General features: G+C 56.0%; 11 protein-coding genes. 4 read left to right on the top strand and 7 right to left on the bottom strand.

Annotated elements, in window-relative coordinates; translation table 11 throughout:
• Window positions 1–23 precede the first annotated feature (23 nt).
• Complete coding sequence (gene exoX, locus ACTJJI_RS12810; RefSeq protein ID WP_013096100.1) at window positions 24–686, top strand: exodeoxyribonuclease X; 663 nt, start codon at window positions 24–26, stop codon at window positions 684–686.
• On the opposite strand, the gene ptrB is transcribed toward exoX, so the two are convergent.
• Together ptrB and ACTJJI_RS12800 are read right to left on the bottom strand one after the other, a co-directional pair.
• Window positions 683–2,743, bottom strand: coding sequence for an oligopeptidase B (ptrB, locus tag ACTJJI_RS12805; protein WP_194515619.1), 2,061 nt, complete (start codon window positions 2,741–2,743; stop codon window positions 683–685). The genes exoX and ptrB overlap by 4 nt on opposite strands.
• Before the next feature lie 85 nt (window positions 2,744–2,828).
• Window positions 2,829–3,479 carry a tellurite resistance TerB family protein gene (locus ACTJJI_RS12800; RefSeq protein WP_431631411.1) on the bottom strand — a complete coding sequence of 217 codons (651 nt, stop codon included), beginning with the start codon at window positions 3,477–3,479 and terminating at the stop codon, window positions 2,829–2,831.
• Window positions 3,480–3,649: 170 nt separating this feature from the next.
• On the opposite strand from ACTJJI_RS12800, the gene purT reads away from it, so the two are divergent.
• On the top strand, window positions 3,650–4,828 hold the full coding sequence (gene purT, locus ACTJJI_RS12795) for a formate-dependent phosphoribosylglycinamide formyltransferase (protein ID WP_440654318.1): 1,179 nt from the start codon (window positions 3,650–3,652) through the stop codon (window positions 4,826–4,828).
• 41 nt (window positions 4,829–4,869) lie between these two features.
• On the opposite strand, the gene ACTJJI_RS12790 is transcribed toward purT, so the two are convergent.
• The 3 genes from ACTJJI_RS12790 to zwf all read right to left on the bottom strand — a co-directional run bounded on the left by ACTJJI_RS12790 (window position 4,870) and on the right by zwf (window position 9,072).
• Window positions 4,870–5,511, bottom strand: coding sequence for a bifunctional 4-hydroxy-2-oxoglutarate aldolase/2-dehydro-3-deoxy-phosphogluconate aldolase (locus ACTJJI_RS12790; RefSeq protein WP_047360914.1), 642 nt, complete (start codon window positions 5,509–5,511; stop codon window positions 4,870–4,872).
• A 39-nt stretch (window positions 5,512–5,550) separates the two neighbouring features.
• The gene (gene edd / locus ACTJJI_RS12785) at window positions 5,551–7,362 is read right to left on the bottom strand and encodes a phosphogluconate dehydratase (RefSeq protein ID WP_046888030.1); all 1,812 of its coding nucleotides are present in this window, start codon (window positions 7,360–7,362) and stop codon (window positions 5,551–5,553) included.
• A gap of 234 nt (window positions 7,363–7,596) precedes the next feature.
• Complete coding sequence (zwf, locus tag ACTJJI_RS12780; RefSeq protein WP_014832396.1) at window positions 7,597–9,072, bottom strand: glucose-6-phosphate dehydrogenase; 1,476 nt, start codon at window positions 9,070–9,072, stop codon at window positions 7,597–7,599.
• A gap of 357 nt (window positions 9,073–9,429) precedes the next feature.
• Here zwf and ACTJJI_RS12775 point away from each other — a divergent pair, with 357 nt between their 5' ends.
• Both ACTJJI_RS12775 and pyk read left to right on the top strand, forming a co-directional pair.
• On the top strand, window positions 9,430–10,299 hold the full coding sequence (locus ACTJJI_RS12775) for a MurR/RpiR family transcriptional regulator (RefSeq protein WP_014832397.1): 870 nt from the start codon (window positions 9,430–9,432) through the stop codon (window positions 10,297–10,299).
• A gap of 140 nt (window positions 10,300–10,439) precedes the next feature.
• Window positions 10,440–11,882: a pyruvate kinase gene (pyk, locus tag ACTJJI_RS12770; protein ID WP_013096092.1), complete on the top strand. Its 1,443-nt coding sequence runs from the start codon at window positions 10,440–10,442 to the stop codon at window positions 11,880–11,882.
• 40 nt (window positions 11,883–11,922) lie between these two features.
• Here pyk and lpxM read toward each other — a convergent pair whose 3' ends face one another.
• Window positions 11,923–12,894 (bottom strand): lauroyl-Kdo(2)-lipid IV(A) myristoyltransferase, encoded by a 972-nt coding sequence (lpxM, locus tag ACTJJI_RS12765; protein ID WP_014832398.1) that lies wholly within the window; start codon window positions 12,892–12,894, stop codon window positions 11,923–11,925.
• Window positions 12,895–13,014: 120 nt separating this feature from the next.
• Complete coding sequence (gene mepM, locus ACTJJI_RS12760; protein WP_014832399.1) at window positions 13,015–14,334, bottom strand: murein DD-endopeptidase MepM; 1,320 nt, start codon at window positions 14,332–14,334, stop codon at window positions 13,015–13,017.
• Window positions 14,335–14,347 lie beyond the last annotated feature (13 nt).

The following is a 14,347-nucleotide window of genomic DNA, read 5'->3' as shown; positions in this document are numbered from 1 at the left end:
GCGTTTTAGCTCAGGAGCGTTCAATGCTGCGCGTCATCGATACCGAAACTTGCGATCTTCAGGGTGGAATAGTGGAAGTGGCGTCTGTTGACGTCATTGACGGAAAAATCGTCAACCCAATGAGCCATCTGGTGCGTCCCGACCGCCCGATTAGCCCGCAGGCGATGGCCATTCATCGCATTACCGAATCGATGGTGGCGGATAAACCCTGGATTGAAGAGGTCATTCCGCACTATTACGGTAGCCCGTGGTATGTCGCGCACAACGCCAGCTTTGACCGCCGGGTACTGCCCGAGATGCCCGGCGAATGGATTTGCACCATGAAGCTGGCGCGTCGTCTGTGGCCGGGGATCAAATACAGCAATATGGCGCTGTATAAGTCCCGTAAGCTCAGCGTCAGAACGCCCGAGGGGCTGCATCATCACCGCGCCCTGTACGACTGCTATATCACCGCGGCGCTACTCATAGATATTATGAATACCTCTGGCTGGACGCCGGATGATATGGCGACCATTACTGGGCGACCGGCGCTGCTGACCACCTTCACCTTTGGCAAATACCGCGGCAAAGCGGTGTCCGATATCGCCGATAAAGATCCGGGCTATCTGCGCTGGCTGTACAACAACCTCGACAAAATGAGCCCGGAGCTGCGCTTAACGCTCAAGCACTATCTGGGTGAAGCTTAATTCCCGGCACGGCCTGGTAGCGTTTCCTGCGCCAGGCCAATCAAAAAGGCATACTCCAGCGCGACCCCTTCATACGATTTAAATCGCCCCGATTTCCCGCCGTGTCCGGAGTCCATGTCAGTACAGAGAAGCAACAGGTTGTTATCGGTTTTCAGCTCACGCAGTTTTGCCACCCATTTCGCGGGCTCCCAGTATTGCACCTGCGAATCGTGCAGGCCGGTAGTCACCAGCATGTGCGGATAGGCTTTAGCTTCCACATTATCGTACGGACTGTACTCTTTCATGTAGCGGTAATAGATCTCGTCCTGTGGATTCCCCCACTCTTCAAACTCACCAGTGGTCAGCGGAATGGACTCGTCCAGCATCGTGGTGACCACGTCGACAAACGGAACCTGCGCGACAATTCCCTTAAAGCGATCGGGACGCTGATTGATGACGGCTCCCATCAGCATGCCACCCGCACTGCCGCCCATGCCAAAGCAGAGCTGCGGATCGCCATAGCCCTGCTCTATTAGCGCATCGCAGACGTCGAGGTAGTCATTGAAGGTGTTTTTCTTTTTCAGGAATTTCCCGTCTTCATACCAGTGTTGGCCCAATTCGCCGCCACCGCGCACATGGGCGATAGCGAAAACAAAGCCGCGATCGAGCAGGCTCAATCGGCTACTGCTGAAATCGGCATCCATGCTTGAGCCGTAGGATCCATACCCGTAGACCAGGATCGGGTTTTTCCCTTTCTGGAAATGCGTCTTGTGATAGACGAGCGAGACGGGCACCTCAACGCCATCCCGGGCAGTGACCCACAGGTGTTCGCTTCGGTAGTTATCAGAATCAAACCCCTTAACCTCAGACTGCTTAAGGACCTGACGTTGTCCGGTCTCCATGTCCAGCTCAAACAGCGTATCCGGCGTGGTCATTGACGAGTAGCCATAGCGCAAGCGGGACGATTCCGGCTCGGGATTAAACCCAATCCACGTGACATAGGCCGGATCGTCGAACGCGATCCCGATGACTTCCCGCGTTTTGCGGTTAATTTGCCGCAGGCTGGTCAGCCCCCGCTGGCGCTCTTCTACCACCAGCCAGTCGGTGAAGAGAGTAAACCCTTCGAGCATCACCTGATCCCGTGCAGGAATGAGCACTTCCCACTTCCGTTCATCGCGCACTTTGGTTTTATAGAGGCCAAAGTTTTTGCCCTCGCGGTTAGAGCGCAGGTAAAAGCTGTGCTGGAAGTGATCCAGGCTGTACTCATGATCTTTACGACGGGGCAGAAAACAGAGCGGTTGTGCATCAGGCAGTTCGGCATCCAGGAGCAGAACTTCAGAAGTGGTCGCGCTGGCGAGGAAGATGATCACATAGTGGCGTGACGACGTTTTATGCAGACTGACATAGAACGTTTCATCTTTCTCTTCGTAGACCAGCTCGTCATCATCCGCACTGGTGCCGACGGTATGACGCCATACCTGATAAGGCAGCAGCGTGGAGGCATGTTTCTTCACGTAGTAGACGGTTTCGGAATCATTCGCCCAGACAAAATCCGGCGAAACGTTCGCAATCATCTCCGGGTACCAGTTCCCGGTTTCCAGATTGCGAAAACGAAGGCCGTATTGACGACGGGAGAGGTAATCTTCCGCCAGCGCCATAATGGAGTTGTCGGGTGAAACCGACATGCCCCCCAGCGTATAAAACTCGCTGTGGGCAGCACGCTGGTTGGCATCCAGCAAAATATCCCATTCATCCCACTCGGCGCTTAACACCGACTGACGCTGATAGATGGGATATTCATTACCTGGCTCGTAGATATGGCGATAACGATAGCCGTTTTTGGTCCAGGGTGCGGAGACATCGCGCTGGGGAATGCGCTGCACCATTTCATTCAGCAACTGATCCTGCAGCGCCTGCTGGCTGGCCATGACCTTGCGGCCATAGTCATTTTCCGCGTGCAAATAGTCGAGCACCTCTGGCCGGGAACGCGAATCGTCCCGCAGCCAGTAATAGTTATCTATACGCGTATCGCCATGCGTGGTGATCGCATAAGGAGTACGTCGGGCTTTTGGTGGCATGTCATGTTTCTTTTGAGTTTTACACCCTATAAGGTTGGCAAAACACGCGCATGATGCAAGCGAAACATGACCGCGACGGTGACAGTTAACCCGCTAACGCCTGTTTTTGCTCCTTGATATCTTTCTCAATACCCTCGCGCACGTCCTGAGGGATCTTCAACGCGTCGCCGAGGGCGTTGAGGTAGCTGCGCTCCATAAAGTGATCGATATCGATGGCGGCACAGCTTAAGAAATAGAGTTCAAGCGCCTCCTCCTCATTCTTCACGTTTTGCGCAAGGCGCTGCGGATCCAGCGGCTGTTCGATAGCCTGGGCCACCAGCGCTCTGCCCTGCTCTTCCACACCGGCTTCCCGCAGTTGCTGCTCTATCGCCGACCGTTCTTTCTCGTCGATATGGCCGTCGCTTTTCGCGGCAAAAACCAGCGCCAGGATCAGCCGCTCGGTACGCAGGTCCAATGGTGACATGTGCTGACCATAATCGGGTTCATCGCTATGTGCGGTTCGCACTCTGTCCTTGTATTTGTTCCACAGGACAGTGCCCGCGATGGCTCCGCCACCGGCCAGTAGCGCCCCGGTGCCATATTTTGCCAGCAACTTGCGCGAGGATTTATTCGCCACCAGCAGGCCCGCCAGCCCGCCGAGCGCCCCGGGGACCAGCAGTTTGCTCAGCCCCTGATCGCCGGATGGCGATGTTTTCTGCCCTAACAGTGATTGCAATTGATTTAACCAGCCTGACATGGTGTCCCTCACTTAACGGTGTACATATTCCACAGCCTAAGCGAGCAGGCGTCAGGAAATGTCTGGAGGGACTAAAGAAGCGCAAATTTCTTGCCTGTGCACTGGCCCCGATCAAGACAGACGCAAACGTTTTCGTTTATACTGCGCGCAACTTTTTCAGGGGGATTGTTATGACTCGTTTAGGAACCGCGCTGCGACCTGCGGCGACGCGTGTGATGCTGTTGGGATCGGGTGAACTGGGTAAAGAGGTCGCCATTGAGTGCCAGCGTTTAGGCGTGGAAGTCGTTGCGGTAGACCGCTACGCGGAGGCACCCGCCATGCACGTCGCCCACCGTTCTTATGTGATTAACATGCTGGATGGCGCTGCCCTGCGCGAGCTGATTACGCTTGAGAAACCGGATTTTGTCGTACCGGAAATTGAAGCCATCGCCACCGACACGCTAATTACCCTTGAGCAGGAGGGCCAGCGTGTCGTGCCCAGCGCGAAGGCCGCAAAGCTGACCATGAACCGCGAAGGCATTCGTCGCCTGGCGGCGGAAGAGCTGGGATTGCCCACCTCACCCTATCGTTTTGCTGGCGATAAAGCCGAGTTCCTGCAATCCGTCGACGAGATCGGTTTCCCGTGCATCATTAAACCCGTCATGAGCTCCTCCGGTAAAGGTCAAAGCTTTATCCGTGACAGCGGCACGCTGGACAAGGCGTGGGATTATGCCCAACAGGGCGGTCGCGCCGGAGCCGGTCGCGTGATTGTTGAAGGCGTGGTGAAGTTTGATTTTGAAATTACCCTCCTGACCGTCAGCGCCGTTGATGGCGTCCATTTCTGCGATCCGATTGGGCACCGTCAGGAGGATGGCGATTACCGTGAATCCTGGCAGCCGCAGCAGATGAGCGCCCTGGCCCTGGCGCGCGCGCAGGAGATCGCCCGTAAAACGGTGCTGGCGCTGGGCGGTTACGGCCTGTTCGGCGTGGAGCTGTTTGTTTGCGGTGATGAGGTGATTTTCAGCGAAGTCTCTCCTCGCCCGCACGATACCGGAATGGTGACCCTGATTTCCCAGGATCTCTCCGAGTTCGCCCTGCACGTGCGCGCGTTCCTCGGCCTGCCGGTTGGTGGTATTAGCCAGTACGGTCCGGCCGCCTCGGCGGTGATCCTCCCGCAACTGACCAGCCAGAACGTCACCTTTGACAACGTTGAAGGCGCGGTTGGGGCAGGTCTGCAGGTTCGCCTGTTCGGGAAACCGGAGATCGACGGTACGCGTCGTCTGGGTGTGGCATTAGCCACCGGCGATAACGTGGATGATGCCGTGGCAAGCGCTAAAGCCGCCGCTGCCGCGATTCGCGTTAACGGATAAAAAAACGGGCCAGATGGCCCGTTTTTCATGATGGGAGATTCTTACTGCTTCGCGCCTTCAACCGCTTCGCGAGCCAGTCTGGTGATGCGGTCCCAGTCGCCCGCTTCCAGCGCATCCGCCGGCACCAGCCAGGAGCCGCCGATGCACAGCACGCTTTTCAGCGCCAGGTAATCACGGTAGTTGGCCGGAGAGATGCCGCCCGTCGGGCAGAAGCGCACCTGAGAGAATGGACCTGCAATCGCCTGCAGCGCTTTGGTGCCGCCGTTGGCTTCAGCCGGGAAGAATTTGAACTCTTTCAGGCCGTAGTCCATGCCCAGCATCAGTTCAGAGACAGTGCTGATGCCCGGGATCAGCGGGATGGTGCCCTCGGTTGCCGCTTTCAGTAGCGAATCGGTCAGACCCGGGCTGATGGCAAACTGCGCGCCCGCTTCAGTCACTTCAGCCAGCTGTTTTGCGTTCGTAACGGTACCCGCACCAATAATGGCATCCGGCACTTCTTTAGCGATGGCGCGAATCGCGTCCATCGCGCAGGCGGTACGCAGGGTCACTTCCAGAACGCGAACGCCACCCGCAACCAGCGCTTTCGCCATCGGTACCGCGTGCTCCAGTTTGTTCACCACGATAACCGGCACAACGGGGCCAGTGGTCAGGATTGCTTCTGCACTTGTTTTCCAGTTTTTCATCAGAGTTTTCTCTCGCCAGATCGATAAAATCAAGTCGTCTTAAAACGTAATACAGGTTGCGCCCTGCTCCGCCCCGGAGAGTTTCTCACGCAGCGCGCCAAACATTTCGCGTCCGGTTCCCACGCGCGATGCGCTCAGGTCGGGAATATGGGGCTGACGGGCCGCCAGCTCGGCTTCATCCACCAGCAGGGTTAACTCTCCTGTCTGGCCATTGACGCGGATGATGTCGCCGTCACGCACCTTAGCCAGCAAACCACCATCATACGCTTCAGGCGTTACGTGGATGGCTGAAGGCACTTTACCTGAGGCGCCAGAGAGGCGTCCATCGGTGACCAGTGCAATTTTGAAACGGCGGTCCAATAATACACCAAGTGGTGGCATAAGTTTATGTAATTCTGGCATCCCGTTCGCTTTGGGTCCCTGATGACGTACGACCACCACGCAATCCTTATCAAGGAGGCCAGCATCAAAGGCAGGTAAAACATCATGCTGGCTCTCAAAGACCACTGCCGGGGCTTCAATCACCTGGTTCTCTTCCGGTACGGCGGAGGTTTTCATCACCGCGCGTCCCAGGTTGCCGCTCAGCACTTTAGTGCCGCCGTGGCGTGAGAACGGTTGTTCGAAGGTAGCAATAACCTGCGGATCGAGAGAGGCGCTCGCCCCGTCACGCCAGTCCAGCTCACCGTTGTTCAGCCATGGCTCCAGGGTATAACGCTGCAGGCCAAAGCCCGCGACGGTGTTCACATCTTCATGCAGCAGACCGCCCTTCAGCAGCTCACGCATCAACACCGGTACGCCTCCGGCGGCCTGGAAGTGGTTAATGTCTGCCGGACCGTTCGGATACAGGCGCGCCATCAGCGGCACCACGGAAGAGATGTCGGAGAAATCATCCCAGTTAATCAGGATGCCCGCCGCACGGGCCATCGCCACCAGGTGCATGGTGTGGTTGGTTGAGCCACCCGTTGCCAGCAGGGCCACGATGCCATTGACGATCACTTTCTCATCGACCATTTTACCCAGCGGCATCCACTCATTGCCGTTCCCGGTCAGACGCGTCACCTGACGAGCGGCGGCTTCGGTCAGGGCCTTGCGCAGCGGGGCATCGGGTTGAATGAAGGAGGAGCCCGGAAGCTGCATCCCCATAAATTCCACCACCATCTGGTTGGTGTTGGCCGTGCCATAGAAGGTACAGGTGCCTGGCGCATGGTAAGAGGCAGCTTCCGCTTCCAGCAGCGCCTGACGGTCTGCTTTACCTTCGGCATAGAGCTGACGGATACGCACTTTTTCTTTGTTTGGCAAACCGCTGGCCATCGGACCTGACGGCACAAAAATCGCCGGAAGATGACCAAACGACAGCGCCGCCATGGCGAGCCCCGGGACAATCTTGTCGCACACGCCAAGGTACAGTGCGCCATCGAACATGTTATGCGACAGGCCTACCGCTGCAGACATGGCGATTACTTCGCGACTCAACAGCGACAGTTCCATCCCGTCCTGGCCCTGGGTCACTCCGTCACACATGGCCGGCACACCTCCCGCGACCTGGCCCACCGCATTCACGCTGTGCAGCGCTTTACGGATGATGTCCGGGTACACTTCGTACGGCTGATGCGCGGAGAGCATGTCGTTATAGGAGGTAATGATAGCGATATTGTTACGCAGCATGCTTTTCAGCGATGCTTTATCGGCAGGCTGGCAGGCGGCGAAACCGTGTGCCAGGTTACCGCAGGCCAGTTGCGAGCGGTGGACGGTGTCACTCTTTGCTTGTTCAATGCGGGCGAGGTAGGCAGAACGCGTCTCTTTCGAGCGCTCGATAATGCGTTGTGTTACGCGTAACAATGTCGGATTCATAAAAGCTCCTCTAATTTATCTGTCCGGGCTCGGGAGTTTACAAAGTCGCTGGCAGTTGTTAACAACGCTGAAACGCTTGCTATCCGGAGCTCAGGGGCAAAATCGCTTCCGGCAGTGTAATAAAAAAAGCCCCGCGGGTGAATCCACGCGGAGCTTAAAAGTATAAAAATTGTGCCACTAGCTGTGTTAGATCATGTTACCGGTAAAATAACACCTTCTGGCTAGAGGATTATCTTACTCAAACTCGTTCCAGGAGCGGCCATCACGGGTGATCATCGCCACGGAGGCGACAGGTCCCCAGGTGCCCGCCTGATACGGTTTTGGCGGATCCTGATCGGCAGCCCAGGCTTCGGTGATGGAGTCGACCCATTTCCACGCCTCTTCCACTTCGTCGCGACGTACAAACAGCGCCTGGATACCGCGCATGGTTTCCAGCAGCAGGCGCTCGTAAGCATCCGCCAGGTGCGTTTGATTGAAGGTCTCGGAGTAGCTCAGATCCAGTTTGGTGGTCTGCAGGTTGTGCTTGTGATCCAGCCCCGGTACTTTGTTCAGGATCTGGATATCCACACCTTCATCCGGCTGCAGACGGATAGTCAGTTTGTTCTGAGGCAACTCCTGCCAGGACTCTTTAAACAGGTTCAGCTCAGGGTTTTTGAAGTAGACGACGACTTCAGAGCATTTGGCTGGCAAACGCTTACCGGTGCGGAGGTAGAAAGGCACACCCGCCCAACGCCAGTCATCGATATCCACGCGGATCGCCACAAACGTCTCGGTGTTGCTGGACTTGTTCGCGCCCTCTTCTTCCAGATAGCCAGGGACTTTTTTGCCCTGCGCAAACCCGGAGGTGTACTGGCCACGAACCGTCTTCTCACGCACGTTAGAACGGTCGATACGGCGCAGTGATTTCAGGACTTTCACTTTCGCGTCGCGGATGCTGTCTGCGGTCAGGTCTGATGGCGGAGACATGGCGATCATGCAGAGTACCTGCAGCAGGTGGTTCTGGATCATGTCACGCATTTGGCCGGCCTGGTCAAAGTAACCCCAACGGCCTTCAATGCCCACCTCTTCGGCCACGGTGATTTCCACGTGGTCGATGGTGCGGTTGTCCCAGTTGTTAACAAACAGGGAGTTGGCAAAACGCAGCGCCAGCAGGTTCAGTACCGTCTCTTTGCCCAGGTAGTGGTCGATGCGATAGACCTGGCACTCTTCGAAGTATTCGCCGACCTGGTCGTTGATTTCGCGGGAGGTAGACAGCGAGGTACCCAGCGGTTTTTCCATTACCACACGCGCCGGTTTGGCGTTCAGATTCGCTTCGCCCAGACCTTTACAGATGGCGCCAAAGGTGCTTGGTGGCATGGCGAAATAGTTAATGGTGACCCGGTTTTTCTGATCCAGCATCTCACCCAGACGGGTAAACGCGCTCACGTCGTTCACATCCAGATTGCAGAAATCGAGACGTCCGCTCAGGGTATCCCACAAACTTTCATCAATTTTCTCTTTCATGAACGTTTCGAGCGCTTCACGTACGACTTTGGTATATGCGTCCTTGTCCCAGTCGGCGCGCCCTACACCCAGGATACGGGTATCCGGATGAAGTTGACCCGCTTTCTCCAGTTGATACAGGGAAGGCAGCAATTTTCGGCGTGCAAGATCGCCTTTCGCGCCGAAAATGACCAGGTCACATGCCTGGGCTGTTTGCGTTACCGCCATGTCATTCTCCTCAGTTGGATCACCTGGTGCTTCTGCCAGGTATCGTTGTAATTTTATTACAATGCACTGTACTGCTTTTACGCCATTCCCGAAACCACTAGCGCTTAACGTCGCGTGCGATACGGCGTTTTTTCACCTTTCCCGCGCCTGTGGCAGGGTACTCACGCAAAAAGCGTCGATTCTTTGTACTAAACGGGCCCGGCAAAATCCGACACCGATCAAGTAATGAAAAAAAACAACAACATTTCTTGTCGGCTGTTACCCTATAAAGAAGCCGCAGGGGTAATATCGGCTAAATCGAATCCTGATTTCATCAATCAATGAAATCGTTTCCACCCCATGAGCGCCTTGTTAACAATGAACATGCTGGAAAAAATCCAGTTTCAACTGGAACACCTTAGCAAATCCGAGCGAAAAGTGGCTGAAGTTATTCTCGCCTCGCCTGCTCAGGCGATTCATTCAAGCATCGCCGCTCTGGCGCAGGATGCAGGCGTCAGCGAACCGACGGTGAATCGGTTCTGCCGCAGCCTGGAAACGCGCGGCTTTCCTGATTTTAAACTGCATCTGGCGCAAAGTCTGGCAAATGGTACGCCCTATGTTAATCGCAATGTGGATGAAGACGACAGCGTTGATGCATACACGGCGAAAATATTTGAATCGGCGATGGCCACCCTTGACCACGTCCGTCAGTCGCTGGATATGAGTTCGGTCAATCGGGCAGTCGATTTACTGACGCAGGCCAAGCGGATTGCGTTCTTCGGCCTCGGCTCATCGGCGGCCGTGGCGCATGACGCCATGAATAAATTCTTCCGCTTCAACGTCCCGGTCATCTATTCCGATGACATCGTGTTGCAACGCATGAGCTGTATGAATTGTAGCGAAGATGACGTGGTGGTCCTGATTTCGCATACCGGGCGCACCAAAAGTCAGGTTGAACTCGCGCAGCTGGCGCGTGAAAACGATGCCATGGTCATCGCCCTCACGACCGCAGGCACGCCGCTGGCAAGAGAAGCCACGCTTGCCATCACCCTGGACGTCCCGGAAGACACGGATATGTATATGCCGATGGTCTCCCGCCTGGCGCAGTTGACGGTCATTGACGTACTGGCGACCGGATTTACCTTACGCCGGGGCGCAAAATTCCGGGATAACTTGAAGCGTGTCAAGGAAGCGCTCAAGGAATCGCGTTTTGATAAAGAATTGCTTATAAAGAGCGATGTTCCCTGATAGTAGATAACGAAGACGTAACAAATAATTACGATGTAACGATTTACGGCATTCGGTCCCCTCGCGGTTGCCTTGCAGCAGATGAAGGCCGATTCAATCTTCACGCAACACCAAAGTTGTTTCAGTCAACGGAGTATTACATGTCCAGAAGGCTTCGCAGAACCAAGATCGTCACCACCTTAGGCCCGGCCACCGATCGCGATAATAACCTTGAAAAGATTATCGCCGCGGGTGCCAACGTGGTGCGTATGAACTTCTCTCACGGCACGCCAGAAGACCATAAATTACGTGCCGACAAAGTACGTGAGATCGCGGCTAAACTGGGCCGCCATGTTGCCATCCTCGGTGACCTGCAGGGTCCAAAAATTCGTGTCTCGACCTTCAAAGAAGGCAAAGTATTCCTCAATATCGGCGATAAATTCCTGCTGGATGCCAACCTGGGTAAAGGTGAAGGCGATAAAGAGAAAGTGGGTATCGACTATAAAGGTCTGCCGGCTGACGTTGTGCCTGGCGATATCCTGCTGCTCGACGACGGTCGTGTTCAGCTGAAAGTGCTGGAAGTTCAGGGGATGAAAGTGTTCACCGAAGTCACCGTCGGCGGCCCACTCTCCAACAACAAAGGCATCAACAAGCTTGGCGGAGGCCTCTCTGCCGAAGCGCTGACGGATAAAGATAAAGCGGATATCGTTACCGCGGCGCTGATCGGCGTGGACTACCTGGCCGTCTCCTTCCCGCGCTGCGGCGAAGACCTGAACTATGCGCGCCGTCTGGCACGTGACGCAGGCTGTGACGCGAAAATCGTGGCAAAAGTTGAACGCGCGGAAGCCGTTTGCGATCAGGACGCGATGGATGATGTGATTCTGGCGTCTGACGTGGTCATGGTTGCCCGTGGCGATCTGGGTGTGGAAATTGGTGACCCGGAACTGGTCGGCATCCAGAAAGCGCTGATCCGTCGCGCGCGTCAGCTGAACCGCGCGGTGATCACCGCAACCCAGATGATGGAATCCATGATCACCAACCCAATGCCGACCCGTGCAGAGGTAATGGACGTGGCTAACGCCGTGCTGGACGGAACTGATGCGGTCATGCTTTCCGCTGAAACCGCAGCCGGCCAGTACCCGGCGGAGACCGTGGCAGCGATGGCGCGTGTCTGTCTGGGCGCAGAGAAGATCCCAAGCATCAACGTCTCTAAACACCGTCTGGACGTGCAGTTCGACAATGTGGAAGAAGCGATTGCCATGTCCGCGATGTATGCGGCCAACCACCTGAAGGGTGTCACGGCGATCATCACCATGACCGAATCGGGCCGTACTGCGCTGATGACTTCACGCATCAGCTCTGGTCTGCCGATCTTCGCGATGTCCCGTCACGAACGCACGCTAAACCTGACGGCGCTGTATCGCGGTGTGACCCCGGTTTACTTCGACAGCACCAATGACGGTGTGGCTGCGGCGCACGATGCCGTCAATCTGCTGCGCGACAAAGGCTACCTGGTATCCGGCGATATCGTCATCGTGACGCAGGGTGATGTGATGAGCACCATTGGCTCAACCAACACCACCCGCGTTTTAACCGTCGAATAATCTGCATCAGTTTCCCTCTCCCCTCCGGGGAGAGGGACTTTTATTTCCTGGGATAGAGTTCTTTGCGCTGATACGGCTCTTTCTCGCCGGGCTTACGCGTTTTGAGCAGCTTCAGGATCCATGTGTATTGCTCCAGATGGGGTCCCACCAGCACCTCTACCTCTTCATTCATGCGGCGCGCAATGGTGTGATCGTCCGCAGTCAGTAAGTCGTCCATCGGCGGGCGAACCTCAATGCTCAGACGGTGCGTGTTGCCATCGTACACCGGGAACAGCGGGATCACGCGGGCGCGGCAAACTTTCATCAGACGGCCAATCGCCGGAAGCGTCGCTTTGTAGGTCGAGAAGAAATCGACAAACTCACTGTGTTCAGGACCGTGATCCTGATCCGGCAGATAGTAGCCCCAGTACCCCTGGCGCACGGACTGAATAAACGGCTTGATACCATCGTTGCGGGCGTGCAGGCGTCCACCAAAACGACGACGCACGGTGTTCCAGACAAAATCAAATACCTTATTTCCCTGGTTATGGAACATGGCCGCCATCTTCTGGCCCTGAGATGCCATCAGCATAGCCGGTATATCCACCCCCCAGCCGTGCGGAACGAGGAAAATCACTTTCTCGTCGTTACGGCGCATCTCATCGATGATCTCCAGCCCTTTCCAGTCAACGCGCTTAAGGACGTTCTCCGGCCCTTTCAGCGCCAGCTCAGCCATCATCGCCATGGCCTGTGGCGCGGTGGTATACATTTCGTCGATGATGGCTTCGCGCTCGGCATCGCTCTTTTCCGGGAAGCAATAGTAGAGGTTAATTTGCGCGCGGCGACGGGCACTTTTACCCATTCGCCCTGCCAGACGGCCAATTTTCCCCAGAACGGGATCGCGCACAGAGGCAGGTAACATGGCAATGCCAGCAAACGCGTAAACGCCCAGCCAGGCGCCCCAGTTACGCGGGTGGCGAAAGGATTTTTCAAACTCAGGAATGAATTCAATATTGTTTTTTTTGGTTTCCATGCTGGTTCCAGGGTCTGGTGACGCAAAATATAATGACGATAGTGTAGCGAGGCAGCGGCCCACGCACAAAAGAAAAAGCCGGCGCTTACTGACGCCGGCTTTTAAACAAAACAGAAGGTTTTAGTCGAAACGCAGCTGCGGTATAACCTCTTTCACCTGCGCCAGGTAATCGGTACGATCTTTACCCGTCAGCCCTTCGGTACGCGGCAGTTTCGCCGTCAGCGGGTTCACCGCCTGCTGGTTGATCCACACTTCATAATGCAGGTGCGGCCCCGTAGAACGCCCGGTATTCCCGGAGAGGGCAATACGGTCGCCACGTTTCACTTTCTGACCGGGTTTCACCAGCAGCTTACGCAGGTGCATATAGCGGGTGGTATAAGTGCGACCATGACGGACCGCGACATAGTACCCGGCAGCACCACTGCGTTTGGCGACAACCACTTCACCATCCCCTACTGCCAGCACCGGTGTGCCCTGCGGCATGGCGAAGTCAACGCCACGATGCGGCGCAACGCGCCCGGTAACCGGGTTCAGACGACGCGGGTTGAAGTTGGATGAAATGCGGAACTGCTTCGCCGTCGGGAAGCGCAGGAAGCCCTTCGCAAGCCCGGTACCGCTGCGGTCATAGAATTTGCCGTCTTCAGCGCGAATGGCGTAGTAATCTTTGCCATCAGAGCGCAGACGCACACCCACCAGCTGGCTCTGCTCACGCTTGCCATCCAGCATCTCGCGGGACATCAGTACGGAGAACTCATCGCCTTTTTTCAGCTTACGGAAATCCATCTGCCACTGCATGGCTTTGATAACCGAGCTGATTTCAGCGCTGGTCAGGCCCGCATCGCGCGCGCTGGAGACAAAGCTTGCGCCTACGGTCCCTTTCATCACGCTGTTAACCCAGTCGCCCTTCTGCAATTCGCTGGTCATCTTGAAACCGTTTGCAGTGCGGTCGTAGGTGCGCGTTTCGCGACGGGACATTTCCCAGGTCAAACGCTGCAGATCGCCATCCGGCGTTAACGTCCAGGAGAGCTGTTGGCCGATTTTCAGGTTACGCAGGTCTTTATCCGCGGCGGCCAGCTGGCTGATATTCCCCATGTCGATGCCGTACTGGTTAAGAACGCTGCTCAGCGTATCACCCGTGGAGACCACATATTCATGGATCCCCGCCTCATTCTCGGTTTTATCGTCCAGCTCATCCTGCGGAATGGCTTCATCTTCCTGAGCCGCCTGGTCGATAGGCTCACTGGCCTCCGGCAGCAGAGAACGGATTTCGTTCTTCTCAAGCTCGATGGTTTTGATGATCGGGGCAGAACTCGGGTGGTAAACATAGGGCCGCCAGACGGCGACCGCTAAGGTGAGAACTGTAAGCGACCCCAGCATAACGCGATGGGGTCGGGGCAGATTGTTAAATGCCAGGGCGACAGAGCGGGCTATCTGTTGCACGTATTCACTTCCT

Source organism: Enterobacter sp. 22466, from assembly GCF_052044775.1.
Lineage (GTDB): Bacteria > Pseudomonadota > Gammaproteobacteria > Enterobacterales > Enterobacteriaceae > Enterobacter > Enterobacter dissolvens.
The sequence above is the reverse complement of the archived record's forward strand: the minus strand, read 5'-3'. Positions and strand labels throughout refer to the sequence as shown.